Source organism: Stenotrophomonas lacuserhaii, from assembly GCF_039674585.1.
GTDB classification, from domain to species: Bacteria; Pseudomonadota; Gammaproteobacteria; order Xanthomonadales; family Xanthomonadaceae; genus Stenotrophomonas; species Stenotrophomonas pennii_A.
The window spans coordinates 1-26,950 of record NZ_JBDJNU010000022.1; the positions used below are offsets into that span (position 1 = coordinate 1).

The 26,950-nt window shown below is 64.0% G+C and carries 20 protein-coding genes; 18 read left to right on the forward strand and 2 right to left on the reverse strand.

Translation table 11 applies throughout. The features are described 5' to 3' along the window. Positions 1–463: 463 nt before the first annotated feature. From ABE522_RS10135 to ABE522_RS10145, 3 genes are all read left to right on the forward strand, one after another. Positions 464–1,258: a DUF4198 domain-containing protein gene (locus ABE522_RS10135; protein WP_346591582.1), complete on the forward strand. Its 795-nt coding sequence runs from the start codon at positions 464–466 to the stop codon at positions 1,256–1,258. Between the two features lie 24 nt (positions 1,259–1,282). Continuing rightward, entirely contained in the window at positions 1,283–2,110 is an 828-nt protein-coding gene (locus ABE522_RS10140; protein ID WP_346591583.1) for an EF-hand domain-containing protein, read from the forward strand. A 162-nt stretch (positions 2,111–2,272) separates the two neighbouring features. Beyond that, on the forward strand, positions 2,273–4,582 hold the full coding sequence (locus tag ABE522_RS10145) for a TonB-dependent hemoglobin/transferrin/lactoferrin family receptor (protein ID WP_346591584.1): 2,310 nt from the start codon (positions 2,273–2,275) through the stop codon (positions 4,580–4,582). A 196-nt stretch (positions 4,583–4,778) separates the two neighbouring features. On the opposite strand, the gene ABE522_RS10150 is transcribed toward ABE522_RS10145, so the two are convergent. Further along, positions 4,779–6,179, reverse strand: a complete 1,401-nt coding sequence (locus tag ABE522_RS10150; RefSeq protein WP_346591585.1) for a DEAD/DEAH box helicase — start codon at positions 6,177–6,179, stop codon at positions 4,779–4,781. Between the two features lie 622 nt (positions 6,180–6,801). On the opposite strand from ABE522_RS10150, the gene ABE522_RS10155 reads away from it, so the two are divergent. Further along, the gene (locus tag ABE522_RS10155) at positions 6,802–7,791 is read left to right on the forward strand and encodes a fumarylacetoacetate hydrolase family protein (RefSeq protein WP_346591586.1); all 990 of its coding nucleotides are present in this window, start codon (positions 6,802–6,804) and stop codon (positions 7,789–7,791) included. Then, positions 7,788–8,474: a maleylacetoacetate isomerase gene (gene maiA, locus ABE522_RS10160; RefSeq protein ID WP_346591587.1), complete on the forward strand. Its 687-nt coding sequence runs from the start codon at positions 7,788–7,790 to the stop codon at positions 8,472–8,474. The genes ABE522_RS10155 and maiA overlap by 4 nt, the downstream gene beginning before the upstream one ends. Positions 8,475–8,554: 80 nt before the next feature. Here maiA and ABE522_RS10165 read toward each other — a convergent pair whose 3' ends face one another. Beyond that, positions 8,555–9,682, reverse strand: coding sequence for a PilT/PilU family type 4a pilus ATPase (locus tag ABE522_RS10165; RefSeq protein ID WP_042613770.1), 1,128 nt, complete (start codon positions 9,680–9,682; stop codon positions 8,555–8,557). Positions 9,683–9,807: 125 nt separating this feature from the next. On the opposite strand from ABE522_RS10165, the gene ABE522_RS10170 reads away from it, so the two are divergent. From ABE522_RS10170 to ABE522_RS10230, 13 genes are all read left to right on the forward strand, one after another. After that, a complete protein-coding gene (locus ABE522_RS10170; RefSeq protein WP_101100164.1) occupies positions 9,808–10,176 on the forward strand; it encodes a DUF4398 domain-containing protein in 369 nt (122 codons plus the stop codon). After that, entirely contained in the window at positions 10,176–11,060 is an 885-nt protein-coding gene (locus tag ABE522_RS10175) for a hypothetical protein (protein WP_346591588.1), read from the forward strand. Before ABE522_RS10170 ends, ABE522_RS10175 begins: the two co-directional genes overlap by 1 nt. A gap of 325 nt (positions 11,061–11,385) precedes the next feature. Then, on the forward strand, positions 11,386–11,625 hold the full coding sequence (locus ABE522_RS10180) for an HP1242/YdcH family protein (RefSeq protein ID WP_346591589.1): 240 nt from the start codon (positions 11,386–11,388) through the stop codon (positions 11,623–11,625). Between the two features lie 288 nt (positions 11,626–11,913). Further along, positions 11,914–13,284: a pyridoxal-phosphate dependent enzyme gene (locus ABE522_RS10185; protein ID WP_346591590.1), complete on the forward strand. Its 1,371-nt coding sequence runs from the start codon at positions 11,914–11,916 to the stop codon at positions 13,282–13,284. A gap of 125 nt (positions 13,285–13,409) precedes the next feature. Continuing rightward, a complete protein-coding gene (locus ABE522_RS10190; RefSeq protein ID WP_346591591.1) occupies positions 13,410–14,597 on the forward strand; it encodes a cystathionine gamma-synthase in 1,188 nt (395 codons plus the stop codon). After that, positions 14,590–15,981, forward strand: a complete 1,392-nt coding sequence (locus ABE522_RS10195; RefSeq protein WP_346591592.1) for a glycosyltransferase family 4 protein — start codon at positions 14,590–14,592, stop codon at positions 15,979–15,981. Before ABE522_RS10190 ends, ABE522_RS10195 begins: the two co-directional genes overlap by 8 nt. Then, on the forward strand, positions 15,974–16,768 hold the full coding sequence (locus tag ABE522_RS10200) for an ABC transporter permease (RefSeq protein ID WP_346591593.1): 795 nt from the start codon (positions 15,974–15,976) through the stop codon (positions 16,766–16,768). Before ABE522_RS10195 ends, ABE522_RS10200 begins: the two co-directional genes overlap by 8 nt. Further along, complete coding sequence (locus ABE522_RS10205) at positions 16,765–18,024, forward strand: ABC transporter ATP-binding protein (protein WP_346591594.1); 1,260 nt, start codon at positions 16,765–16,767, stop codon at positions 18,022–18,024. Before ABE522_RS10200 ends, ABE522_RS10205 begins: the two co-directional genes overlap by 4 nt. After that, positions 18,021–19,808, forward strand: coding sequence for a class I SAM-dependent methyltransferase (locus ABE522_RS10210; protein WP_346591595.1), 1,788 nt, complete (start codon positions 18,021–18,023; stop codon positions 19,806–19,808). The genes ABE522_RS10205 and ABE522_RS10210 overlap by 4 nt, the downstream gene beginning before the upstream one ends. Positions 19,809–20,022: 214 nt before the next feature. After that, positions 20,023–23,721 (forward strand): glycosyltransferase, encoded by a 3,699-nt coding sequence (locus ABE522_RS10215; protein WP_346591596.1) that lies wholly within the window; start codon positions 20,023–20,025, stop codon positions 23,719–23,721. 191 nt (positions 23,722–23,912) lie between these two features. Next, positions 23,913–24,953, forward strand: a complete 1,041-nt coding sequence (gene gmd / locus ABE522_RS10220; protein ID WP_346591597.1) for a GDP-mannose 4,6-dehydratase — start codon at positions 23,913–23,915, stop codon at positions 24,951–24,953. Beyond that, positions 24,937–25,866 carry an NAD-dependent epimerase/dehydratase family protein gene (locus ABE522_RS10225; RefSeq protein ID WP_346591598.1) on the forward strand — a complete coding sequence of 310 codons (930 nt, stop codon included), beginning with the start codon at positions 24,937–24,939 and terminating at the stop codon, positions 25,864–25,866. Before gmd ends, ABE522_RS10225 begins: the two co-directional genes overlap by 17 nt. 122 nt (positions 25,867–25,988) lie before the next feature. Next, positions 25,989–26,939, forward strand: coding sequence for a UDP-glucuronic acid decarboxylase family protein (locus tag ABE522_RS10230; RefSeq protein WP_346591599.1), 951 nt, complete (start codon positions 25,989–25,991; stop codon positions 26,937–26,939). Positions 26,940–26,950: the final 11 nt, after the last annotated feature.

Below are 26,950 nucleotides of genomic sequence, written 5' to 3' on the forward strand. Positions count from 1 at the left end.
ACATCCATGTAGCTCTTCGCCGCTCCTGCGGCTCAAGGCCCCGCACAGCCTCCCCGCCCGGCCCATGACAGGTTCCGGTGGCCGCCGGCCGCGTAATAAAAAAAGAAGAAAGCGGTAGCGCCGACCGATGGTCGGCGAGCGCAGCGGGCCGTTGCCTGGCACATTCCGCCGACCATGGGTCGGCGCTACCCGGGCCAGCATGGACCTGTCGACGGTGGGACGGGGTGGGTTTGCGGGGGCGTTGAGCGCCATTGATTGCGCGAAACGAGGCCCGCAGGATGCGGCTGTTGCCGTCCCCCGACCAGCCCCACCACCCGGCGCCAACCCAGCAACCCGCTCCAGACCCACCCGCCGCGAGGGGCCCCGCCGCTCGCAGCCCTATCAATCGTATTGCGAATCATTCGCAATAGGCATAGAGTGTGCGCCGCCGGACTGGGGCCGGTGCCTTCCAATCGAGATGCCGATGAAAACCTGCCTGCTGGCCGGCCTGATGCTGGCCGCCGCCGTGATGCCTGCCCATGCGCATACGCCGTTCCTGGCGCCTGCGACGTTCCAGATCCAACCCACCAGCCTGGTGACCCTGGATGCCAGCTTTGCCGAAACCTTCTTCGTGCCTGAAGTGGTGTTCGACAACAGCACCTTCGTGGTGACCGATCCGGATGGCGTGCAGCATGCGCCGGACACCGTGCACCTGCTGAAGACCCGCGCGGTGGTGGAACAGCGCCTGCCGGGCAAGAAGGGTACTTACCGCTTCAGCACCGGCAACCGCCTGGGGGCGGTGTTCCGCACGTTCGAGGTCAACGGCAAGGTGGAAAGCAGCCGCGAACCGTCCGCGCCGCTGCCGGCGGGGGCGAAGATCGTCTCGCATTACCAGAGCCTGTCGCGTTCGGAGGTGTACCTGACCGCCGGCGCGCCGACCACCGAAGCGCTCGCACCGTATGGCAAGGGCCTGGAGCTGGTGCCGGTGACCCACCCCAGCGACCTGTATGTCGGCGAACACTTCCACTTCGAAGTGCGCTACGACGGCAAGCCGCTGCCGGCGCAGAAGGTCGAGATCAACCGCGCGCTTGGCGATGGACAGGCGCAGCCGGCACCGATCGAGCTGACCACTGATGCCGCCGGCAAGGCCAGCCTGCCGCTGCAGCATGCCGGCGCCTACCTGGCGCTGATCCGCTACCGCGGCGCGGCACCCGAAGGCGCGGCCGCACCGCAGTACGGCAACAACTACACGCTCAGCTTCCGCGTGCTGGAACCGTAAACCCTTCTTCCAAGGCCCACCCGAATGAACAAGAGCGTGATCTTCATGGCCCTGCTGGCCACGACCACCGGCGCTGCCGCACAGGCGCCCCAGGCCGGTGCGAAGGCGCCGTCCTCCGCGGCCGCCGACTTCCTTGAACAGTTTGATCCGCAGGACACCGGCGCGGTCAGCTGGGCGCAGTTCGAGACCTTCCGACGTACCCGCTACGCCGCGACCGACACCAATGGCGACGGCAGCGTGGACAAGCAGGAGTACATCGACGAATACCTGCAGCGCTTCGACGAGCGCCTGGCCAAGGCCCGCGAAGGCCACCTGCGGCAGACCGATACGCGCTTCAAGGCGCTGGACCGCAACAACGACGGCCGCATCAGCCGCGAAGAGTTCGACGCGGCCGGCGAACGCACCTGGGCGGGTTACCAGAAGAGCCAGGAAGCGACCCGCGAAAGCGCGGCGGCGACCAACCGCGATCCGCTGAAGATGCCGACCTCGCACACCGCCAACGGCATGCTGGAACTGTATGACCGCAACGGTGACGGGGTAGTCGACCGGGCCGAGTTCGATGCCGCGCGTACCGCGACCTTCGCCGCCACCGATGCCGACGGCGATGGCCAGCTGGATCTGGCCGAGTACACCGCCGAGTTTGCCGGCCGCCTGGATGCGCAGCGCGCCACGGTGCGCGAGGCCGGTGCCCGCCAGGCAGGCGTTCGCTTCGGTGCGCTGGACACCGACAAGGACGGGCAGATGACCTTCGCCGAGTACCAGGTGTCGGGCAAGCGCCTGTTCGAGCGCGCCGACACCAATGGCGACCGCATCGTCGATGCGCGCGACCCGGAACCGGTCGCCAGACCCTGATCCACGCCGGTGCCGGCAAGCCGCCGGCACCACGGCGCCGCGACCACGCCTCGCGCGCCCGGAACACGAACTTCCACGACCTCCCAGCCCGCACCGGCGCTCGACGCGCCGACAGCCAGGAACGGCGTACGTCCAGCCCTTTCTCCCTGCGGAGCTTTCCCGATGAACCTGTCCCTTTCCCTGCTCTCGCTGGCGGTGCTCGCCAGCCTGTCCGCGATGCCCGCCGCGCATGCCGGTGCGCCGGCAGACGCCGGTACCCTCGATACCGTGCGCGTGGAAGCCGAACGCGCGAAGAAGAGCACCTCGCGCAACCAGAACGTCACCGTCCTCACCGCTGCCGACCTGGACGCGGGAATGGCCAACAACATGGAAGAGGCGATCCGCTACATTCCCGGCGTCAGCGTGGTCGACATGGGGCGTTTCGGTGACAACGGCTTCAACATCCGTGGCCTGGAAAGCGACCGCGTGGCGATCACCGTCGACGGGCTGAGCCTGGGCGAATCAGTCGAGACCGCGCGTTCCTACGAGTTCTTCCGCGGCGGTCGCGGCGACGTGGACATCGACACCCTGAAGAGCCTGCAGGTGATCAAGGGCGCCGACTCCATCACCGCCGGCAGCGGGGCGCTGGGCGGCGCGGTGGTGTTCACCACCAAGGACCCGGCCGATTACCTGAAGCCGGCCGGCAACGATACGCACGTCGGCATGAAGTTCGGTTACAGCGGTTCCAACGATGAAACGATGGGCACGCTGACCTTCGCCAACCGCAGCGGCATCGCCGAATCGATGCTGGTCTACACCCGCCGCGAAGGCCACGAATCGGAAAGCTGGTACGACACCACGGTAGACCGCATCGGTGTCGGCCGGCGTACGCCGGACCCGGTGGACAGCACCCGCGACAACCTGCTGGGCAAGCTGGACCTGCAGCTGGACGAGCGCAACACGCTGGGTTTCATGATCGAGCGCGGCCGCGCCCGCAATGAAGTGGACAACCTGTCGCGCGTCTATTCGCCAGGCTACCTCGAGCGCCGTGGTGACGACCGCAACGACCGTGACCGCTATGGCATGCGCTGGCAGTATCGCCCGCAGAATGCGCTGTTCGACAGCATGGAAGCGCAGCTGGACCACCAGGTCACCGAAAGCCGTGGGCTGACCACCATCCTCGCCGGCAGCGGCTGCCCGGGCCGCACCGTGCCGTGCCTGCGCAGCGAGAACCGCTCCACCGAACAGACCCTGGACCGTGCAGCGCTGGATTTCAGCAAGGTGCTGGACAACGCCGGCGCGCGCCATGACATCGTCTACGGCCTGGCCTGGCAGACCCGCGATGTCGACTTCACTGCCGTGGATACGCGTTGGACCGCGGCCGGCGACATCGCCACCGTGGACCAGGATCCGCGCCAGGTACCGAAGACCGATGCACGCAACTGGAACCTGTACCTGCGTGACAGCGTGACCCTGATGGAGGAGCGCCTGATCCTGAGCGGCGGTGCGCGCTATGACCGCTATGACTACTCGCCGACGGTGGATGCCACCTTCGTCGACCCGACCGGCAGCGTGCGCGACCTGCGGTTCTCCGCGCCGAGCTGGCAGCTTGGCGCCGAATTCCGCTTCCTGCCCGACCATGCCGTGTGGGCCCAGGTCGGCCGCGGTTTCCGCGCGCCGAGCGTGGCCGATCTGTACTCACCGACCGGCAGCACCGTTGCTTTCGATGCCATCACCGGTGCCCAGGTGCAGTTCGATACGTCGTCGTCCAACCCGGAGCTGGACGCGGAAAAGAGCCTCAACGTGGAACTCGGCTACCGCTGGAGCAGCGACCGGGGCCAGCTGGGTTTCTCGCTGTTCCGCGACCGCTACAGCAACTTCATCGAGACGGTGATCACCGCACAGGCGTACGCCAACGGCTACCGCACCACCGCCACCGCGCCGATCCAGTACAGCTACAACGCGACGATGCCGATGAACGCCGGCAGGGTCACGGTGAAGGGGGCCGAGCTGGAAGGCCGCTGGCAGTTCAGCGATGCATGGTCCTCGCGCATTGCCGCCGCTTACAGCGAAGGCGAGAAGGCCGACGGGGATCCGCTGGAAAGCATCGTCCCGGCCAGCGTGGTGGTCGGCCTGCGCTACGCGCCGTCGCCGGTGTGGAACGTCACCGCCAACCTGACCCACGCGTGGGGCAAGGACGCCGACGATGCCTACACCACGCTGGCCGACGGCACGCGCGGGACGCCCGACTGGGTCGGCAAGGCCGACGGCTACACCGTGCTGGACCTGGTGGGCAGCTGGAACGTCACCGAACAGCTACGGGTCAGTGCCGGCGTGTACAACCTGACCGATCGTGAGTACTACCTGTGGCAGCGCGTGCGCGGTATCTACGAAGGCACCAACACGTTGTATGGCTACGTCAACGAGCAGGGCATCGGCCGGTACAGCGAGCCGGGCCGCAATACACGCGTGACCGTGGCCTACCGCTTCTGAAACAGCCCGTTGGTAGCGCCGAGCCATGCTCGGCGGACGCGGAGAATCGGTAGCGCCGAGCCACGCTCGGCGGACGCGGAGAATCGGTAGCGCCGAGCCATGCTCGGCGGACGCAAACGAAAAAGGGACGAAGCTCGCGCTCCGTCCCTCTCAATCAGGCGCGACGACCGAAATCGTCAACTGCGCATGGCGCGGATCAGACCGCGCGGCTGCTGCTGCCCTGGCTGCGGCCGCCACCACCACGACGCTGGCCCTGGCCCTGCGCGGCACGCGCCTGGCCGGCACCACCGCCGCCTTCGCGACGACCACCGCCGGCCTTCTTCGGGCCTGCATGGGCGTGACGCGGGGCATCGCCGTGCGGACGACGGGCATGCGAGGTCTTGCGCACGCCGCGGTCACCCATATCGCTGTCGGCCTTGCCCGGGGCGCTGTTGCCCCAGCGGATCGGCACCTGCAGCTCGAAGCCCGGCACGTCGCGGATGTCCATGTCGCGGCCGAGCAGGCGCACGATCTGGCGCAGCAGCTTGACTTCATCCTGGGCAACCAGCGAAATCGCTTCGCCGGTGGCACCGTTGCGGCCGGTACGGCCGATGCGGTGCACGTAGTCTTCGGCGACCATCGGCAGATCGAAGTTGATCACCTTCGGCAGCTCGTTGATGTCGATGCCGCGCGCGGCGATATCGGTGGCCACCAGCACGGTCACGCGGCCGGCCTTGAAGTCCGCCAGTGCACGCAGGCGCTGGCCCTGGCTCTTGTTGCCGTGGATCGCGGCGGTCTTGATGCCGGACTTGTCCAGGAACGCGGCCAGCTTGTCGCTGCCGTGCTTGGTGCGGGCGAAGACCAGGGTCTGCTCGCGGCTGTCCTGGGCGAGCAGGTGCAGCAGCAGGTCGCGCTTGCGACCGCCATCGACCGGGTGCACGCGGTGGGTGATCAGTTCGGCGACGGTGTTCTTCGGCGTGACCTGGATCTGCTCCGGGTTGCGCATGAACTCCATCGCCAGCTGCTTGATGCTCTCTTCGAAGGTCGCCGAGAACAGCAGGGTCTGGCGGTTCTGCTTGGGCAGCTTGGCCAGGATGCGCTTGATCGACGGCAGGAAGCCCATGTCGAGCATGCGGTCGGCTTCGTCCAGCACCAGCACTTCAATGCCGGACAGGTCGATGCTGCGACGCTCGATATGGTCGATCAGGCGGCCCGGGCAGGCCACCAGCAGGTCCACGCCACGGCGCAGGATGTCCAGCTGGTTGCCCATGCCGACGCCGCCGTAGATGCAGGCGCTCGGAATGCGCAGGTACTTGCTGTAACCGCGCAGGCTGTCGTGCACCTGGGTGGCCAGTTCGCGGGTGGGGGTCAGGATCAGGGCGCGCGGCTTGCGCGGGCCACCGTTGGACACTTCCTGCGAATTGGTGGCCAGGTGCTGCAGCAGCGGCAGGCCGAAGGCGGCGGTCTTGCCGGTGCCGGTCTGTGCGCCGGCCAGCAGGTCACGGCCGGCCAGGGCGAGCGGGATGGCCTGCTCCTGGATCGGGGTGGGGGTTTCATAGCCCTGCTCGGAAAGCGCACGCAGCAGGAAGGGCGCAAGGCCCAGGGATTCAAAAGACATTCGAGAAAGCTCCAAAAACAGAGAACGCCTGGCCGAATGACCAAGCGGGGGCAGATCGATGAGATCGGCTGACTCGGAGCGTTCCCGTGAACCGCGCTGCGAGAAATTGGGTGCAGCCGGCGCGGAGAGCGCAGGCTGGAATGCGTGACGAACGGCGCCGGAGTGGGGGCGGGCGAGGGGTCGGGTGACCTGGCTCGCCGGCGATCCCGGAGGGAAACGGACGGCCGCTGCAGACCGGCGAAGTCTAACCGAAGAATGAGATGCGGCGCAAAGGTGCGTGTTCAGGTTGTGCTCCGGCGCAAAAGCCGGATCCGGGTGGGGCCGGGCGGGGAGGCTGTGCGGGGGACGGCAAAGGCCGCATCCTGCGGGCCTCGTTTCGTGCCATCCATGGCGCTCAACGCCCCCGCAAAGCCTCCCCGCCCGGCCCTCTGACAGGTTCCTTGGCGTCTGGAGAGCTGGTAGCGCCGAGCCGTGCTCGGCGGGAGGGTGGGGGCGCGCGAGGAGGTGTCCGATGAACCGCATGCGCGGCATACACTCCTCGCCATGCGGCGGCGCAGCTTTCCGCCGTCGCGGGGGTTTGATTACACTTGAAACTTGTTTGCCACCTCAGCCGGATGTGCCCATGAAGCTTGGTTCTTTGAAGGAAGGCGGCCGCGACGGCACCTTGATCGTCGTTTCGCGTGACCTGCAGCGCGGGGTGCGCGCCACGGGTATCGCCGCGACGTTGCAGGCGGCGCTGGAAGACTGGTCGCGCAGCGCGCCGCGGTTGCAGGCGTTGTCCGATTCGCTGAATGCCGGCGATGCCGATGGGGTGTTCGACATCGATATGCAGGCGTTGGCCTCGCCGCTGCCGCGTGCGTATGAATTCCTGGATGGCAGTGCCTACCTGCCGCACGTGGCACGGGTACGCCGGGCGCGTGGCGCGGAGGTGCCCGACAGCTTCTATACCGATCCGCTGATGTACCAGGCGACCAGCGCCGGTTTTTATGGTCCGCGCGATGCGGTGAAGGTGGTCAGCGAAGACCATGGCATCGACCTGGAAGCGGAGATCGTCGTGGTCACCGATGACGTGCCGATGGCCGTCAGCCCGGAACAGGCGGCCACGCACATCCAGCTGATCGGGCTGGTCAACGACGTATCGCTGCGCAACCTGATCCCGGGCGAGCTGGCCAAGGGCTTCGGTTTCCTGCAGTCCAAGCCGCGCTCGGCGCTGTCGCCGGTGTTCGTCACTCCCGATGAGCTCGGTGATGCGTGGCAGGACAGCAAGCTGCACCTGCCGCTGGTGACCCACGTCAACGGCACGTGGTTCGGTGCGCCGGAAGCGGGCGTGGACATGCAGTTCAACTTCGGCCAGCTGGTGGCGCACGCGGCGAAGACCCGGCCACTGGGCGCCGGTACCCTCGTCGGTTCGGGCACCATCGCCAACGAGGACACCGGCAAGGGGGCTTCGTGTTTCGCCGAACTGCGCACGGTGGAAACGCTGCGCGACGGCAAGCCGAGCACGCCGTTCATGTCGTTCGGCGACGTGGTGCGCATCGAGATGCTGGATGCCAACGGGGCCAGTATTTTCGGTGCCATCGAACAGCGCATCGAGCAGGCCGCCACGCCGTGAGCGGCGCATCGGCGCCTGCGCCGGGCGGGCAGGGCGGGATCGTCCTGCATACCTATTGGCGTTCCAGCGCGGCCTACCGCGTGCGCATCGGGCTGAACCTGAAAGGCCTGGCCTGGCAGGGCCACGCGGTGCACCTGGTGCGCGGCGGCGGTGAGCAGCATCGGGACAGCTATCACCGGTTGAACCCGCAGGAGCTGGTGCCGACGCTGCAGCATCGTGGGCAGGTACTGACCCAGTCGATGGCGATCCTGGAATATCTGGACGAGGTGTTCGCTGATACTCCATTGCTGCCGGCCGATCCGGTCGGGCGCGCACGGGTGCGTGCCCTGGCCCAGCTGGTGGCCTGCGATATCCACCCGCTCAACAACCTGCGGGTGATGCAGTACCTGGAAGGGCCGTTGCAGCGGGCCGCGGATGCGCGCACGCAGTGGACCCTGCACTGGATGGCCGAAGGGCTGTCGGCAATGGAGACGATGCTGGCCGCCAGCCCGGGCACCGGCACGTTCTGCCACGGTGACCGGCCCGGCCTGGCCGACGCCTGCCTGGTGCCCCAGCTGTACAACGCGCATCGCTTCGGACTGGACCTGGCCGGCTATCCGACCCTGCGCCGCATCGAAGCGGCCTGCCTGGCGCTGCCCGCCTTCGACGCCGCCCGCCCCGAAAACCAGCCCGACGCCGCCTGACTAAAAAGGGGACGGAGGGGATTAAGTCGTTTTCGACCGTGTCGGGTCGAAAACGACTTAATCCCCTCCGTCCCCTTTTTTCAGAAGCCGTGCGAGATGGTCGGCTGGCCGGCGGAGAAGTCCGCGTAGGGATCGTGCTCGCCGCTGCTGCCTTCGGACAGCCGGAACTTCAGTGCCAGGCCGTCGCGTGAATCGGCCGCGCGCAGTGCTTCTTCGATGTCGACGATGCCGTCCTTGACCATCCGGAACAGGCACTGGTCGAAGCTTTCCATGCCTTCTTCCAGCGAGGCTTCCATCGCCGCCTTGATCTCGTGCACCTGGCCGCGCCGCAGCAGGTCGCGGATCATCGGCGTGTTGATCAGCACCTCGGTCGCCGGCAGGCGGCGGCCGTCGTGGCCCTTCACCAGCCGCTGGCTGATGACACCACGCAGGTTCAGCGACAGGTTCATCAACACATTGCGGTGGGCGCTTTCCGGGAAGAAATTCAGGATGCGCTCGATGGTCTGGTCGGCGTTGTTGGAGTGCAGCGTGGCCAGGCACAGGTGCCCGGTTTCGGCGAAGGCGATCGCGGCCTCCATCGTTTCCGCATCCAGGATTTCGCCGATCAGGATCACGTCCGGCGCTTCACGCATCGCGTTCTTCAGCGCGTTGTGGAAGGCGTGGGTGTCCAGGCCGACTTCGCGCTGGTTGACGATCGACATCTTGTGCTTGTGCAGGTACTCGATCGGGTCCTCGATGGTGAGGATGTGCCCGGTCGTGGTGCTGTTGCGGTGGTCGATCATCGACGCCAGCGAGGTCGACTTGCCCGAGCCGGTGGACCCCACCACCAGCACCAGCCCGCGCGGGGTCATGATGACGTCCTTCAGCACCTGCGGCAGGTTCAGCTCTTCGATGCTGGGAATGCGGCTGCGGATGGCACGGATGACCATGCCGACTTCGCCGCGCTGCTTGAACACGTTCACGCGGAAGCGCCCGGTGTCGGCCAGGGCGATCGCCATGTTGAGCTCCAGGTCGCGTTCGAACTGGGGCACCTGGCCTTCGTCCATCAGCGAATAGGCGATCTTCTTGACCATGCCCGGCGGCAGCCCGGTGTTGCCCAGCGGGTAGAGCTTGCCTTCAATCTTGATATAGACCGGCGCGCCGGTCGTCAAAAACATGTCCGAAGCGTTCTTTTCGGTCATCAGCTTCAGGAAGTAGCCGATATCCATCGCGTTTTTCCCCAAAAACGAGTCGCCGACGGCTCAAGTTGCAAGCATGGCGTCGGCATGACGACAATGGCCGTGCACAACAACCGGCACGGCCTCCCCAAATGAATCAACGTAGCTTCGCACAAATGCGCCATGGCCTGTATGTGATGGCGTTGGCATTCGCACTCTCCGCCCCCGCCACGGCTTTCGCCCAGGACGGGGCGCTTGAGTTGTCCCAGGCCCGCCAGGCGGTGGACCGCGCCACCCAGGCAGATGCCGACCAGTACGCGCCGGACCTGATCGGCATGGCCCGGCAAGGGCTGCAGCAGGCCCAGCGCGCCGCCGACGACCGCCGCGAGCGCAAGAACGCGCCAGCCATGGCCCTGCGCGCTGCCGCCGACGCCGACCTGGCCCGTGCACGCAGCGAGGAAGCCACCGCGACCTCGCAGCTGCAGCTGCGCCGCAACGAAGTCAACCAGCTGCAGCGCCAGCTCGAAACCGGGGAAAACCGCTGATGCGTGCACGTTCGATCTATCTCGCTGCCGGACTTCTGGCCCTGCCGCTGCTGGCCGTCGCCGCCGATGACCCACTGGTGATGCAGCTCAACCAGCGCCTGATGGCGATCTCGGCCAACCCGGACACGGCCAACCTGGGCGCCTTTGAACGGATGCAGGCGCAGCAGGCGATCAGCACCTTCAGCAACGCCAAGCGCCGCGACCAGGAGCTGACCCGCTACCTCGCCGAGCGCCGGGTGGAGATCGCCGAGACCGCCGTGCGCGCCGCCCTGGCCCAGCGTGAAGTGGACCAGCTGGAGCGCACCCGCAGCGATCTGCTGATCGAGGCCAGCCGTCGCGAGGCGGCGCGAGCACGCCAGGAGGCCGAGCGCCTGCGCGTGCAGGCACAGATCCAGGCTGAAGAGTCCGAGCGCCTGCGCCTGGCTGCCGAAAGCGAAGCGCTGGCCCGCCAGGACGCCGAAAATGCCCTGACCAGCGTGGCCGGCAAGCAGCAGCAGCGCCTCAGCGCCGCACAGCAGAACGCCGCCAAGCTGGCCCGCGAAGAGGCCGAACTGGTCTCCGGGCAGAAGCTGCCGGCCAGCAAATTCGACAGCCGCGGTGAGGTGTTCACCTTGACCGGTGATGCCTATGCCAATGGCCAGGCCGCCCTGTCCAACGCGGCAAAGAACCAAGCGAAGGCACTCGGCGAGTACCTGAACATCGGTCGCAAGGGGCGGGTGCGGATCGAGGCCTATGACAGCGCCAACGGCGTGGGCCAGCGACGTGCCGAGGCGCTGCGCGACGCACTGGTCGCGGCAGGTGTCGCCAGCAACCGCATCCAGGTCGCCGGCAAGAAGGCGGCGTCCACCCGCGCCCGTTCGGCAGAGGTGATCGTTTCACCTTAAAGTATTGTTTTCGTTAATAAATGGGCGTCCGGTCTCACTTGCCTGAACCCCTCGTCGCCGCAAGAGGGTTTTTTGTCGCATGGGGCTTGTAGGCCCCCTCGGGCAAGCGTAGGGTCAATCGTCCGGGACGCATCGTGCGGACCGGACGACGGGAGGGCCGGGCCGATGCAATCTGGGCACGAACCGAAGCAGGCAATCATCCACGGGCCAGTGTGGAATGCCGGACGGAACGCCGCCCTGCGCGCGGACCGCGCCCTTCTTCTCCCGACAGACGCCCCGTGCCGCCAGGCCGGGGCGTTCGTGTTTCTGCTGAAGGAGGTACATCATGTTTGAAGATCAGTCCCAGAGCGAGATCGAGGCCCGCCGCGCGCGCGATCCGGAGTTCCGGACCCTGCATGACGAACACCGGAAGTTGAATCGCCAGTGCATGGATGCCGAGCTCGGCGTGTTCGCCGTGAGTGATGTCACCCTGGGCCGGATGAAGCGGGAAAAGCTGCTGGCCAAGCAACGTCTCCTGCGCATGCTCGAGACCGCCCCGCAATCGCAATCCTCCCCCTCGAATTGACCCATCCACGCCCCGTCGGGCGTTCCGGCCGATGATGGCCGTCCTGCTGGCGCGCCGCTGAGCCCGCCACCGCCCGGGCACCGCCGATCGTGGTGCCCGGGCTGTTTCGCCCCCCATGTTCCCTGTCGCGGGCGGCGTGGACCTCCTCGTCGGTCCATGTCGTCCGCGCCACTTGGCTTCGGCGTACATGCCTACCCGCCGGCAGGCCTGCAAGGCCTACCATCTTCACGCCCATACAGCGGATAATCCAATGTCCGGCCCTGCGCGGCGCGAATCGAAGTCCCCCGAATGCCCATCCATGCTTCCGTCCTCGACCTCATTGGCCAGACCCCCATCGTCAAGGCCCAGCGCCTGGACACCGGTGTCTGCGAGCTGTTCCTGAAGCTCGAAAGCGCCAACCCGGGCGGATCGATCAAGGACCGTATCGGCCTGTCGATGATCGAGGCGGCGGAAAAGCGCGGCGACCTCAAGCCCGGCGCCACACTGGTGGAAGGCACGGCGGGCAATACCGGCCTGGGGCTGGCGCTGGTGGCCCAGCAGAAGGGGTACAAGTTGGTGCTTGTGGTTCCCGACAAGATGAGCCGGGAAAAAATCTTCAACCTGAAGGCGATGGGCGCCGAAGTGCGGCTGACCCGTTCGGACGTGGCCAAGGGCCATCCGGAGTACTACCAGGACCTGGCCAGGACCATCGCCGACCAGATCCCCGGCGCCTACTTCATCAACCAGTTCGGCAACCCGGACAATCCGGCGGCGCACGAATTCGGCACCGGCCCGGAGATCCTGGAGCAGATGGGCGGCGAGCTGGACGCGATCGTGTTCGGCTGTGGCAGCTCGGGCACCATGACCGGCCTGTCGCGCGCGTTTTCCACGCTTTCGCCGAAGACCGAGCTGGTGCTGGCTGATCCGGTGGGTTCGATCCTGGCCGAATACATCAACGACGGCGTGCTGAACGACAAATCCGGCAGCTGGCTGGTGGAAGGCATCGGCGAGGACTTCCTGCCGTCGATCTCCGACTTCAGCCGGGTCAAGAAGGCCTATGCCATCACCGATGCCGAAAGCTTCCATACCGCCCGCGAACTGCTGGGCAAGGAAGGCATCCTGGGCGGCTCGTCGACCGGCACCCTGCTGGCGGCGGCGCTGAAGTACTGCAAGGAGCAGACGACGCCGAAGCGGGTGCTGGTGCTGGTCTGCGACACCGGCAACAAGTACCTGTCCAAGATGTACAACGACTACTGGATGCTGGACAACGGCTTCCTGGAGCGCCCGCAGCACGGCGACCTGCGCGACCTGATCCTGCGCCCGTACGGCCAGCGCGACACCGTGGTGATCGGCCCGAACGACCTGCTGACCACCGCCTACCAGCGCATGAAGCTGTATGACGTGTCCCAGCTGCCGGTCGTTGACGGCGACACGCTGGTCGGCATCGTCGATGAAAGCGACGTGCTGCTGCATGTGTACGGCGACGAAGCGCGCTTCCGCGACACCGTGTCCACCGCGATGGTCAGCAAGCTGGACCGGCTGGACGTGAAGTCACCGATCGAAGCGCTGCTGCCGGTGTTCGACCGCGGCCAGGTGGCGATCATCATGGACGGCGATACGTTCCTGGGCCTGATCACCCGGATCGATCTGCTGAACTACCTGCGCCGTCGCGTTCAGTAAGGCGACGTTCGAAGATTTTACACACTGAATACGTGTTTATCAGGGTCAAAGGTCGTTAAGGCCGCGCTGATAGACTCCCGAACCTTCAACGGCGACCACCTGGGCGCCCAGCAGGAAACCCTTATATGTCTGACTCTTCAAAGCCGGCCCACGCGCGCGCGCTTTCGCTGGCCACGCTGGCCATCCACGGCGGCCAGTCGCCCGATCCCAGCACCGGCGCGGTGATGCCGCCGATCTACGCCACGTCGACCTATGCGCAGAGCAGCCCGGGCGAGCACCAGGGGTTCGAGTATTCGCGTACCCACAACCCGACGCGCTTCGCCTACGAGCGCTGCGTGGCGTCACTGGAAGGCGGCTCGCGTGGCTTCGCGTTCGCCTCCGGCATGGCCGCCACCTCCACCGTGATGGAGCTGCTGGATGCCGGCAGCCACGTGGTGGCGATGGATGACATCTACGGTGGCACCTTCCGCCTGTTCGAGCGCGTGCGTCGCCGCACCGCCGGCCTGGATTTCAGCTTCGTCGACCTGACCGACCTGGCCGCGTTCGAAGCGGCGATCACCCCGGCCACGAAGATGGTCTGGATTGAAACGCCGACCAACCCGATGCTGAAGATCGTCGATATCGCTGCGGTCGCAGCGGTCGCGAAGAAACACGGCCTGGTCATCGTGGTCGACAACACCTTCGCCTCGCCGATGCTGCAGCGCCCGCTGGAACTCGGCGCGGACCTGGTGCTGCACTCGGCCACCAAATACCTCAATGGCCATTCGGACATGGTCGGCGGCATGGTGGTGGTCGGTGACAACGCGGAATTGGCCGAGCAGATGGCCTTCCTGCAGAACTCGATCGGAGGCGTGCAGGGCCCGTTCGACAGCTTCCTGGCGCTGCGTGGGCTGAAGACGCTGCCGCTGCGCATGAAGGCGCACTGCGCCAATGCGATGGCGCTGGCGCAGTGGCTGGAAACCCAGCCTGCGGTGGAGAAGGTGATCTATCCGGGGTTGAAGAGCCATCCGCAGCATGAGCTGGCCACGCGCCAGATGAACGGCTACGGCGGCATCGTATCGATCGTGCTGAAGGGCGGGTTCGAGGCGGCGAAGGTGTTCTGCGAGCGGACGGAGCTGTTTACGCTGGCCGAATCGCTGGGTGGGGTGGAAAGCCTGGTGAACCATCCTGCAGTGATGACGCATGCTTCCATTCCGGTTGAGCGGAGGGAGGCGCTTGGGATCAGTGCGGGGCTGGTGCGGTTGAGTGTCGGGGTGGAGGAGTTGGGGGATCTGATGGTGGATCTGGAAAGGGCGCTTTCGGTACATGAGTAACGAAGCCAACCGTTTGCCGCACCGTCGAGGCGCCAGGCCGGGTCTGCACCTGCTCAACCTGTCGGCATGGATCAGAGAACAGCGTGTGCTGCAGCTTGTGTACCGGCAGCTTCCTCCGCGATGGCGCAACTGGGCTTCGTCCCTGCTCGCCTCGCGTGCGAGCGCAAGTGCCCGTTTCCCGCGCACTCCACGTTGGGACCTGGGTGCGAATCGCGCAGCCCTCGATCCTGTCAAGATGCCGGGGCACTCGGGTGGTCCGGGCCTTAACCTGCTGGGGTACATGCGTGGCCAGTTCGGCCTGGCTGAAAGTGCTCGACTGTATGCACGCGCATTGATTGATTCCGGCGCGGATGTCGCGCTGTACGACATCGACCTGGCGCTTCCACATGGCTGGGAAGATACCAGCCTGGATGCGTGGATTGGCACGGATATGCCGCACGAAATCAGCATCATCTTCGTCAATCCTGATTATTTGAAGCCGGCCCTGGAACAGATCGGCGAGGCAAGGCTACGAGGTCGCTATCTGGTCGCCTGCTGGTTCTGGGAGCTGGAGAAGATTCCCGACGAGTGGCTTGATGCACTGGCCTTGGTGGATGAGATCATGGTGGCCAGCAAATTCGTTGAGGACGCTTTCCGACGCGTCACCGAGAAGCCCCTGCTGCGTGTCCCTCTACCATTGAGTGCCCTGCCCGATAGCGGCCTGCAGCGTCAGGATTTCGGTCTGGAAGAGGGGAAGTTCACCTTCCTTGCCACCTTTGATTTCAACTCCTGGATTGAAAGGAAAAACCCGCTCGCGGTCCTTTCGGCCTTCCGTGCCGCGTTCCCTGCTGATCGTGACGACGTCCGCCTGCTGGTGAAATCCAGCAATGGTTTCCGCCATCCGGACAAGTTCCGGGCGTTGTTGAGCGCAGGGGAGGGAGACGATCGCATCATCATCCGCGACGACGTCATTGATCGTGCCCACCTGAACGCCCTGCAGCGTTGCTGTGATGCCTACGTGTCACTCCATCGTGCAGAGGGTTTCGGTCTCGGGCTTGCGGAGTGCATGGCGCTGGGCAAGCCTGTCATTGCGACGGGGTGGTCCGGCAATCTGGAGTTCATGGATTCCGAAAGCGCACTGCTGGTTGGATTCCGCAGGATACCCGTGAGGGATGGGGACTATCCCCACCCCGATGGAGCTGAGTGGGCAGAGGCAGACGTTGGCGCTGCCTCCGCTGCCATGCGGAAACTGGCCGACGACCCTGTCGCGGCCTCCCGGCTGGGTGCCCGCGCGCGCACCGCCGTGCTGGGGCGCCTGTCGCCTGAAAACGCGGCGCGCATCATCTTGAATCGAGTCAGGGAAATCAAGGAAGAAATGAACTACGCAGGTGAGAACCATGGGTGACATGATGCGCTCGATATGGGCATACCGTTTTTTCATCCTTTCCTCGATTCGCAGTGATCTGAAGATCAGGTTCCTGCGCAGCAAGCTGGGAACCATGTGGATGATCATTCATCCACTGGCGCAAGTCCTCATCTTCGCCCTGATTCTTTCGGAAGTGCTCTCCGCCAAGCTTCCGGGAATCGACAACAAATACGCCTACGCGCTCTACCTCATGGCAGGCACGTTGGGCTGGACATTGTTCGCCGAGACGATCACGAAATCAGTCAGTCTTTTCATCGACAACGCGAACCTGATGAAGAAGATGGCATTTCCAAGGATCTGCCTGCCCATCATCCTTGCCGGGACCATGTTGGTGCAGAACACGTTGTTGCTACTGGCCATCTTTCTCGTGTTTGCGGCGCTGGGGCACTTTCCCGATGCCCATGCGCTCTGGCTGCCGGTGCTGATCCTGATCACGTTGGTCCTGTCGCTCTCGCTGGGCACCCTGCTTGGTGTCTTCAATGTATTCGTACGCGATATCGGCCAGGTCGTCCCCGTCGTGCTGCAGGCACTCTTCTGGTTCACCCCCATCGTCTACAGCCTGGAGATCCTCCCGGCCAGCACGCAGGCCTGGTTCCGCCTGAATCCGCTGCACCCGTTGATTGCGAGCTACCAGAACGTGCTGGTCTACGGCCGCGACCCTTACTGGAGTGACCTCGGATGGCTGGCCTTGGCCTCGCTCATCATGGGCGTGGCGGCGCTGGTGGTATTCCGCAAGGCAAATGCAGAAATGGTGGACATGCTATGAGTGGCGAAATCTTCGTCTCCGGTGTCGGCAAGGCGTATCGCCACTGGGGCAGCGAGTGGAAGCGCTTTGCGAAATGGTTTGGAGCCAACCCCAAGCCGGACGCTGAAACCTGGGTGCTTCGCGGCATCGACTTCAAGGTCGCCCGCGGCGAAGCGGTAGGCATCATCGGGCAGAATGGTGCAGGCAAGAGCACGCTGCTGAAGCTGGTAACCGGCACCGCGCGTCCGACCGAAGGTGCCATCCACTTGACCGGACGGGTGGCCGCCATCCTCGAGCTCGGCATGGGCTTCAACCCGGAGCTGAGTGGGCGCGAAAACGTCCGTCATGCCGCCGGACTGCTTGGCTTTTCGGGGGAAGACATCGAGCGGATCGTTCCGGAGGTGGAGAAGTTCGCGGAGATCGGGTCCTACTTCGACGAACCGGTACGCGCCTACTCAAGCGGTATGCAGGTTCGTGTCGCCTTCAGTGTTGCAACCGCGACCCGCCCGGACATCCTCATCGTGGACGAGGCGCTGTCGGTCGGCGACGCTTACTTCGTCCATAAATGTTTCCAGCGGATTCGGGACTTCCGTGCTGCTGGCACGACGCTGCTGTTCGTCTCGCATGACCCAACGGCCGTGCAGGCGCTGTGCGACCGCGCCATCCTGCTCGTCGCCGGCAAAAAAGTGCTCGATGGAGAGCCGCGTGAGGTGTTTGATTACTACAATGCCCTGATCGCCGAAAAAGAAAACAGCAAGCTGCTGACCGTGCGCGAAGAGGGCGGGCCTGTGCAGACGGTCTCAGGCACAGGCGAGGCCAGCTTCGGATCGATCACCCTGCGTAATTCCGCTGGCGAGGCCGTTGAATACGTGGGCGTGGGAGAAGCTGTGTCACTGGACGTCGTGGTTGAAATCCATGAGCCGATCGAAAGGTTGGTGTTTGGTTACATGATCAGGGATCGGCTCGGGCAACCCATTTACGGTACCAACACGCACTACTCTGAGCAGGTCCTTGGGGACCTGTCGCCGGGTCAGCGTATCCGTTTCAGCGTCTCGTTCCATATCAACCTGGGACCCGGCAGCTATTCCGTTTCGGTAGCCCTGTCGAGTACAGAAACCCACCTTGTCAAGAATTTCCAGTGGCGTGATCTGGCCACGGTTTTTCAAGTTGCCAATATCACCCACCAGCATTTCGTCGGTTCAGCCTGGTTGCCATCACGTATTGAATGGCAGGAAGAGGCTACGGATGGTGCTATTGAAGTGAGGACCATGGAATGACGTCTCCGCATGAGATGAAGGCAGGGGCTTTGATGCAACAGGTGCGTCATGAGCTCGCAACGCGATCGGCCCAACGCAGTGGCGATGCGCAGCAAAGCTGGGAGCAGGCGCCGCACTGGTTGCCGGACACCGGGCAGATCGCCGATAAACAGCAGTACACGCTGCAGGAACTGCTGCAGTACGAGGACGTGGACTTCGTCGACAATGCTTACCGTGCAATGCTCGGTCGACCCGCTGATCAGGGGGCATTGACCACGTATACGCAGCGGTTGCGTGACGGCAGCATAACCAAGCTGGAGGTGCTGGGTGCCCTCCGCTGGTCGCTGGAGGGCGAGCAGCGGGGTACCCGCATCCATCGACTGCGCCTTCTGTGGACACTGCAACGTTGGAAGCGCAAGCGTCTTCTGGGTCCGGTCATCGAGTGGGCCCACGCTGCCATCCGACTGCCGCGCATGGCCCGCACCGAATCGCTGAATCTCGCCCGCAACGTCCGGGAAACCCGGCGGATCGGCGAGCTGCTGAATGAAGTATCGAACCTCGCCAGTAGCCGCTGCATGCAGATCGAGCGGCAGCTGGCGGAGCTCACGACCCAGCTGCAGTTGGCCGAGTCCCGCTCGGGGGTGCGCGATGAGGCGCACGACGCGCGGCTTGCTTCGCTGGAGATGATCGTCCAATCCGAGTTCGGTCCCGAAGTACTGCAGGCGACGACGGCAGGAGTGGATCCCGCTGAACCTGCTGCCACTCGCAGGCCGAGCATGCTGGTGAGGATGAGCCTGCTGGAGCAGCGACTGGAAGATGACGCAGCAGAACTGCGGCAATTGAGGGGCCAGCTGGATATCGCAAAGTCATTCGCGGGCGAGCACGAGCAGCGCCTTGAGGCGTTGCGTGTCGCTGTAGAGGAGAGTGCTGCAGCGGGGCGTGATCACCATGCCCGGTTCAACCTTGACATGAGTGCGATCAATGCGCGGCAGAGCCGCGATGAAGGTCGCCTGGACGTCCTGGAGCTGGGTGGCAGGCCTCAAGTCGCGAATGCGGCATCCGCCAGCGGCGCTGCCCTGCCGGGTCCGGAGGTGCATGGATCCGTGTCGGCGGCGTCGGACATGGATGTCATGTACGCCGCGCTGGAGGATTCATTCCGTGGTTCGCGCGAGCTGGTCAAGGAGCGTGTCCGTCCGTATCTGCATGATGTCGAACTGGTTTGTGGTGCCGATCCGGGCAGCGCTCTGGTGCTCGATATAGGCTGCGGTCGCGGGGAATGGCTGGAACTGGTTCGCGACGCCGGATATCCCGGGCGCGGGATAGACATGAATGGCATGTTCGTCCAGACCTGTCGCGCGATGGGATTGGACGTCGTACACGGCGATGCGTTCGAGGTCCTGCGCGGGATGCCTGCGGGCTCTGCTTCGGTCATTACCTCGATGCACCTGGTCGAGCATCTTGCGTTTGAAACAATGATCGCTCTGATCGACGAGTGTCATCGCGTTCTGCGTCCTGGCGGCATGCTGATTCTCGAAACGCCCAATCCAGAGAACCTGAGCGTTGGTGCTTTCTCCTTCTACATGGACCCGACCCATCGCAACCCGATTCCGCCGGATCTGTTGTTGTGGCTCACACGTTCTCGTGGCTTCGCGGACGTGCGGATTGATCGACTTACCCAGGCCCGTGACGTCGTGTTTCCGGAACTGCTCGATGAGAGCCAGCCGGGATCCAACTCGATCAACCGGATCATCGAGCAGTTCAGGGCGCCATTGGACTACGCAGTGATCTCCCGGAAGACCTCGTAATAGCGCTCTGTCTGTTCTGCGGCAGTCGGATCGGCGCTGAATCAGTTTTGTGTTTCGTGCAGGACGTTGTCGCTCAGGCGCGTTTCGGTCGCTTGGTGCACCCGCGTGGGGGCAGTGGTCATCAGATGAGAGATGAGATGACCACGAGCATCAAGGCGGTCGCGCGCCAGCGGTGACAGCAGGTGTCCGGCACCAATCAACTAGGATGTACATCATGCGGATAGCATTGGATTTGCAGGCGTGCCAGACGGCATCCCGCCATCGCGGTATCGGGCGTTACACGCTCGATCTCACCGGCGCGCTGTTGTCTGGTGCTCAAGGTGCCGATTACTCCATCGGTCTCGACGGCACGTATCCACGCGAAGCGAACGAAGTGATGTCTGCCCTGGAAGGACGGTTGCCGCGGGACAAATGGTCGCGCTACTACTACGCCGGGCCGACGCAGCCGCATGGCCATCCGGCCGACTGTCTCCGGCCTGCCGCGGAGGTGCTCTGCATGAACCACTATGCCGGTCTCGCGCCGGACATCGTGCATGCAAACAGCCTGTTCGAGGGTTTCGTGGAACATGCTGGCGGGGTGGCGGGGCTGGCCCAGGTGCCGGGCGCGATCAGCTCGGTGACGCTGTACGACTTCATCCCGCTGGTCTTTTCAGAGCAGTACCTCGACAACGCGAGTTACCGCTCGTGGTACCAAGCCCGTCTCCAGGCCCTGCAGCGTTTCGATGTCATGCTTTGCATTTCCGAGGCCACGCGTCGGGATGCGATGCGTTTGCTGGGCATCCCTGCCGAACGGCTTGCGGTGATCCATGCTGGTGTTGGCAGCGAGTTCACCGCCAGGGCGCTGGAGACCGTAGAGCGTGAGAGCCTGCTGAGGCGGTTTGGAATCCGTGACCGCTTCGTGATCTACACGGGCAACGGCGATTTCCGCAAGAACCTGGTCGGTGCCGTTGATTCGTTCGCGAGAATTCCGCCAGCCGAGCGCGTCGGCGTGCAGTTGGTTCTGAATCAAGTCGGCGACGAGCAGGCGCTGCGTGCCTTTGCGCAACATGCGGGCCTGTCCGCGAATGATCTGGTCATCACGGGAAAAGTCAGTGATGCCGATCTGGTCGGCCTGTTCAGGTCCTGCGAGACGTTCTTCTTCCCGTCGCTGTATGAAGGGTTCGGCCTGCCTGTGCTTGAGGCCATGGCGTGTGGCGCGCCGACCATATGTGCCGATAACTCGAGCCTGGGTGAAGTGATGGCGCGCAAGGACGCAACATTCGATGCGTCCGATCCCGAGGGGGCGGCACGCCTTCTCGGTCGCGCACTGAACGACCAGCAGTACCGCGGGGAGCTGCGTGAGTTCGGCATCAGGAGGGCAGCGGAGTACACGTGGGATCGTTCAGCGTCGCTGTGCGAGCAAGCCTGGCGCGAGGCAATGGAGCGCAAGGCGAAGGCGCTGCGGGGGCCGCGCATGGGGCAGGGAGTCCGCCAGCGTATCGCCATGGTCACGCCGCTGCCGCCGCAGAAGAGTGGTATCGCGGACTACGTTGCCGAGCTGCTGGCTCCGCTGTCGCGCTACGTCGATATTGATCTGTATACCGATGCGGATATTGCCGAGACCGGGGACCTCCGTTTCCGCTATGGAATCCATCACTGGCGAGATCTTGATCGCAGTGCGGGCCGTTACGCGCATATCGTCTATCAGTTCGGAAATTCACCTTTCCACATGCACATGGTGGAGCTGCTGCGGAAATATCCCGGGCTGGTTGTCCTCCACGATGTGTATCTCAGCTCCATGTTCTGGTACATGGAAAGCCATGGCGGCTATCCCGACGCTTTCAGGAAGGCACTGCTGACGTCGCACGGCAGATCCGCCCTGGAGGTACTGAGAGCGGAGGGGCCGCTCGAGGCACGGCTGCAGTTCCCCGCATCGCTCGGGGTGATCGAGGGCGCCGCTGGCATTCTCGTCCACTCCTCACATTCGGCCGAGGTGGTGGATTCGTTCTATCCTGGCGCCTCGCGGGCGATGATCACCCGCGCGCCGATGCCGTTGCGCCTCCCGGAAGACGTTGGCCAGGAAGGAAAGTCCCTCGCGCGAACGGAGCTTGGAATCGCGCCTGCCGAGCAGGTGATCGTCAGCTTCGGGTTCATGGCCGATACCAAGCTGAATCATGTGTTGCTTGATGCGGTCGCCAGCCTGCCCACCGATCGCCGGTCCGATGTGCGCCTGATATTCGTCGGTGGGGCCGACGGTGGCGAGTACGGCGAGCGGATCCAGCGCAGGATCCAGCAGCTGGGTAAGGAAGTCCGCGTGGAGATCTCCGGATTCGTCGCCGAAGAGACCTATCGACGCTATCTGGTCGCGGCCGATGTCGCCGTCCAGCTCAGGGCGGAGAGTCGTGGTGAGACCTCCAAAGCTGTGTATGACTGTATGGCGTATGGCGTTCCCACCATCGTCAACGACTACGCTGGATTCCGGGAGCTCTCCCCGCTGGCGGTACGCAAAGTCTCAGCCCAGCCCGACATCGATGAGCTTGCCGAGGCACTGTCCTTGCTGCTTTCAAGTGAAGCGGCCTGCAGATCGTTGGGGACAGGCGCCCGTGGGGAAATCCGCCGTCACCATGACCCGGATCTGACCGCCAGGACGTATGTGGATGCGCTCTGGTCGTCGGGACAGACGGTGAAGATACGAAGCGGCAGCCTGTTGGCCAGTTGTCTGGCGGACGTGTTCGAAGAGGTCTCTCCAACAGACCGTGAATACCATGCACTTGAGACGTCGGTGGCCAGTGCGTTGCAGGCGCAAGGGACCCCGCGCCTGTTCCTGGATCTTAGTGAAGTGGTCCATTCCGACTATGGAACCGGCGTGCACCGCGTAGTGCGCAATCTGGCTCGCGAATGCCTGCTTGGCGAGCAGCCCACCCGGCTCATGGTGCATCCCGTAGCGCATGCGGCGGACGGGATGATGGTGTCAGCCGAATCATTCACCCGTGACGTGCTCGGCGTACCCGACGCAGGCCGCAGCCCGGTGTCAGACATGCGGGCAGGAGACGTACTGTTTCTGCTTGACTCGGCTTGGGACAAGACCGAGCGTTTTGACGCTTCGATTGCGAATGCGCATCGTGCAGGGGGGCGTGTGGGAGCGATGGTCTATGACCTCATTCCGTTGCGCCATCCGCAGCACTGCGTGGATTTCATGCCGGCGGTGTTCGAGGAGTGGTTGCGCTACGTCGTACGCAACTGCGACGTGATCGTCTGCATCTCCCGCGCCGTGGCCGATGACCTGCAGGCCTGGATCCAGGAAGTCGCGCCCCAACAGCGCGTCGGCCAGCGTATCGGGCATGTCCATCTGGGCAGCGATCTGGTCGAGCGGGGGGCTGCAGGCGAGCCTGCACGCTCTGTCCGCAATGCATTTGCGAAACCGGCCGTCCTGATGGTGGGTACGGTCGAACCACGAAAGGGCCATGGGCTTGCCCTTGATGCTTTTGAGCTGGCCTGGAAGCGCGGATCCAGCCTGATGCTGGTGATCATCGGCAAGAAGGGCTGGAACGTGGAGGGCCTGGCATCCAGGTTGCGCGACCATCCCGAGGCGGGAAAGCGCCTGCTCTGGCTTGAGGCAGTGAGCGATGCCGACCTTGAGCATGCCTACGCCTCCGCCGTGGCGTTGCTGCAGGCATCGTCCGCTGAAGGCTTTGGCTTGCCGATCGTCGAGGCAGCCAGGCACGGCCTTCCCCTGTTGCTCAGTGATATCCCGGTGTTCCGCGAGGTGGCCAGAGAGCACGCGGCGTACTTCACGCTGGAGGGGCCTGAGTCACTGGCAAGGCTGCTCGGCTCACCGATTCCGCCTGCAGCCCCTGTCGACCTTGGACTGACGTGGCGCGAATCGGCATCCAGATTCATGCAGCTGCTGCTTAACGGCGGGTGGGACTACTGATGCAGGGGCATCGGCAGGCGGTTCAGCGCAAAATTCCGCACCCGCGGGCAACAGCGAGCCGGCCCAGATCCGGGTGGGACAGATGCGGTATGATCATTTGTCTGTCTGACCCGGGGGAGAGGGGTCAACGTGGATCGCCACGAGGACAGTGCGGGACGCACGATTTTCTTAACTAACCGAGTGAAGTGGCAATGAGCATCAGGAAGGCAATCATCACGGGCGTTACCGGTCAGGACGGTGCTTACCTGACCCAGTTGTTGCTGGAGAAGGGCTATAAAGTCTACGGGACCTATCGGCGTACGAGTTCGGTCAATTTCTGGCGGCTTGACGAAGTGGGTGTTACCAACCACCCCAATCTTGAGCTGGTCGAGTACGACCTGACCGATCTGGGTACGTCGCTGGCAATGGTGCAGAGGATCCAGCCGGACGAGATCTATAACCTGGCCGCGCAGAGTTTCGTCGGCGTCAGTTTTGACCAGCCGAGCACCACTGCCCAGATCACGGGGGTTGGCGCGCTCAATCTGCTTGAGGCGATCCGCCTCGTCAATCCGAAGATCCGCTTCTATCAGGCGTCGACGTCGGAGATGTTTGGCAAGGTGCAGGCCGTTCCGCAGATCGAAGAGACTCCCTTCTATCCCCGGAGTCCGTACGGTGTAGCAAAGCTCTACGCCCACTGGATCACGGTCAACTATCGTGAGAGCTACGATATCTTCGGTTCGAGCGGTATCCTCTTCAATCATGAGAGTCCGCTGCGCGGCCGTGAATTCGTCACGCGCAAAATTACCGATTCCGTGGCCAAGATCAAGCTGGGACAGCTGGACGTTCTGGAGCTGGGAAATCTGGACGCAAAGCGCGACTGGGGTTTCGCCAAGGAATACGTCGAGGGCATGTGGCGCATGCTGCAGGCCGATGAACCTGACACGTTTGTCCTCGCAACCAATCGGACCGAAACCGTGCGCGATTTCGTCCACATGGCCTTCAAGGGTGCAGGCATCGAGGTGGAGTTCAAGGGACAGGACATCGACGAAGTCGCGGTGGACACGTCGACCGGCAAGACCGTCATGCGGATCAACCCGAAGTTCCACCGCCCCGCCGAAGTCGATCTGCTGATCGGCAATCCGGAAAAGGCCGAGCGGATTCTCGGCTGGAAGCCGCAGACGACGCTTGAACAGCTTTGCCAGATGATGGTTGAGGCCGATCTCAAGAGGAACGAGCGTGGATTCTCGTTCTGACCTGCAAGGCAAGCGTGTCATGGTCACTGGAGCGTCCGGTTTCACCGGGCGCTACATGGTTGCCGAGCTGCGCGCGCAAGGCTGTCAGGTCATTGGTCAGGGGTCACGACGTGGTCCGGATGACCTGGGTGAGTTCGTCGAGGCCGATCTCAGGGACGAGGCTGCGTTGGCGGCTGCCGTCAGCGCCGCGCGCGCTGACATGGTGGTGCATCTTGCCGCCGTCGCCTTTGTCGCGCACGGCAACGCGGAAGATTTCTACAACGTCAATCTTTTGGGTACGCGGAACCTGTTGTCTGCGTTGGAACGATGTGAGCATCCGGTAGAGAAGATCCTGCTGGCCAGCAGCGCGAACATCTACGGCAACCGTTCTGCAGGAACGCTTGACGAGAGCACGCCGCCCTCGCCTGCAAATGACTATGCTGTCAGCAAGCTGGCCATGGAGCATGTCGCGGGACTGTGGCGGGACAGGTTGCCTGTTGTCATCACCCGGCCGTTCAACTACACCGGTGTGGGCCAAGGGGAACAGTTCCTGGTACCCAAGATCGTCTCGCATTTCGCCCGCCGGGCGCCGGTGATGGAGCTTGGCAACATCGAGGTATCTCGCGATTTCGGTGACGTGCGAGCGGTGGTCCGGGCATATCGGCAACTCCTGCAGTCGCCTGATTCGGTCGGGCAGATTGTAAATATCTGTACTGGAAACGGCCATACGCTGGCGCACATCATCGAACTGTGCGCGGAGCTGAGCGGGCATTCGCTGGAGGTGCGCATCAACCCGGCTTTCGTGCGTGCAAACGAAGTAAAAATCCTGGTCGGGGACAACCAGCGTCTGCTGCGCCTGATTGGCGACTGGGAAACACCCCCTCTCGAGCAGACATTGGAATGGATGCTGGCGGCCGCAGAAGCTGCCGGGTAAGGCGCTGCACGCCCTTTAGAAACAGATACCTGGTTTACAATCACTCCAATTGACTGGGCGGCGTCGCTGCGGCTATGCACTGCGTCGGGCCGCCATCACCTATTCCAAGGAATGCATCAGACATGGCTCAGGATCAAAAACGCGTACTGGTGACCGGCGGAGCCGGTTTCCTGGGATCTCATCTCTGTGATCGCCTGGTCGAGGGCGGGCATGACGTGCTCTGCGTGGATAACTTCTACACGGGCAGCAAGGCCAACGTCGACGGCCTGCTGAAGCATCCGCGATTCGAGCTCATGCGGCATGATGTGACCTTCCCGCTGTATGTCGAGGTGGACCGGATCTTCAACCTGGCTTGTCCGGCATCCCCTGTGCATTACCAGCACGATCCGGTGCAGACGACCAAGACGAGCGTGCATGGTGCGATCAACATGCTGGGTCTCGCCAAGCGGGTGGGCGCACGCATCCTTCAGGCCAGTACCAGCGAGGTCTACGGTGACCCTGAAATCCACCCGCAGGTCGAAGGTTACTGGGGACGCGTGAATCCGGTCGGCATCCGCAGCTGTTACGACGAGGGCAAGCGCTGTGCCGAGACATTGTTCTTCGACTACTGGCGCCAGCATCAGCTGGAGATCAAGGTCATGCGTATCTTCAATACGTACGGTCCGCGGATGCATCCGAATGACGGCAGGGTAGTGAGCAACTTCATCGTGCAGGCGCTGAAGGGCGAGCCCATTACCATCTACGGTGATGGTACGCAGACCCGCAGCTTCTGCTATGTCGATGACCTTGTCGAAGGCATGCTACGGTTGATGGATAGCCCGGCCGACTTCACTGGCCCCGTGAATATTGGCAATCCGGGCGAGTTCACCATGCTTGAGCTTGCGGAAACCGTGTTGCGGCTGGTCGGCGGAACCTCCAAGATCGAGTATCGTCCGCTGCCCTCCGACGATCCGAAGCAGCGCCAGCCGGACATCAGCCTGGCCAAGGCGACCTTCGACTGGGAGCCGAAGGTTGGCCTCGAGGACGGCCTCAAGGAAACCATCGCTTACTTCCGCCATCGTTTGCAGGGGTGAGCGTGAAGATG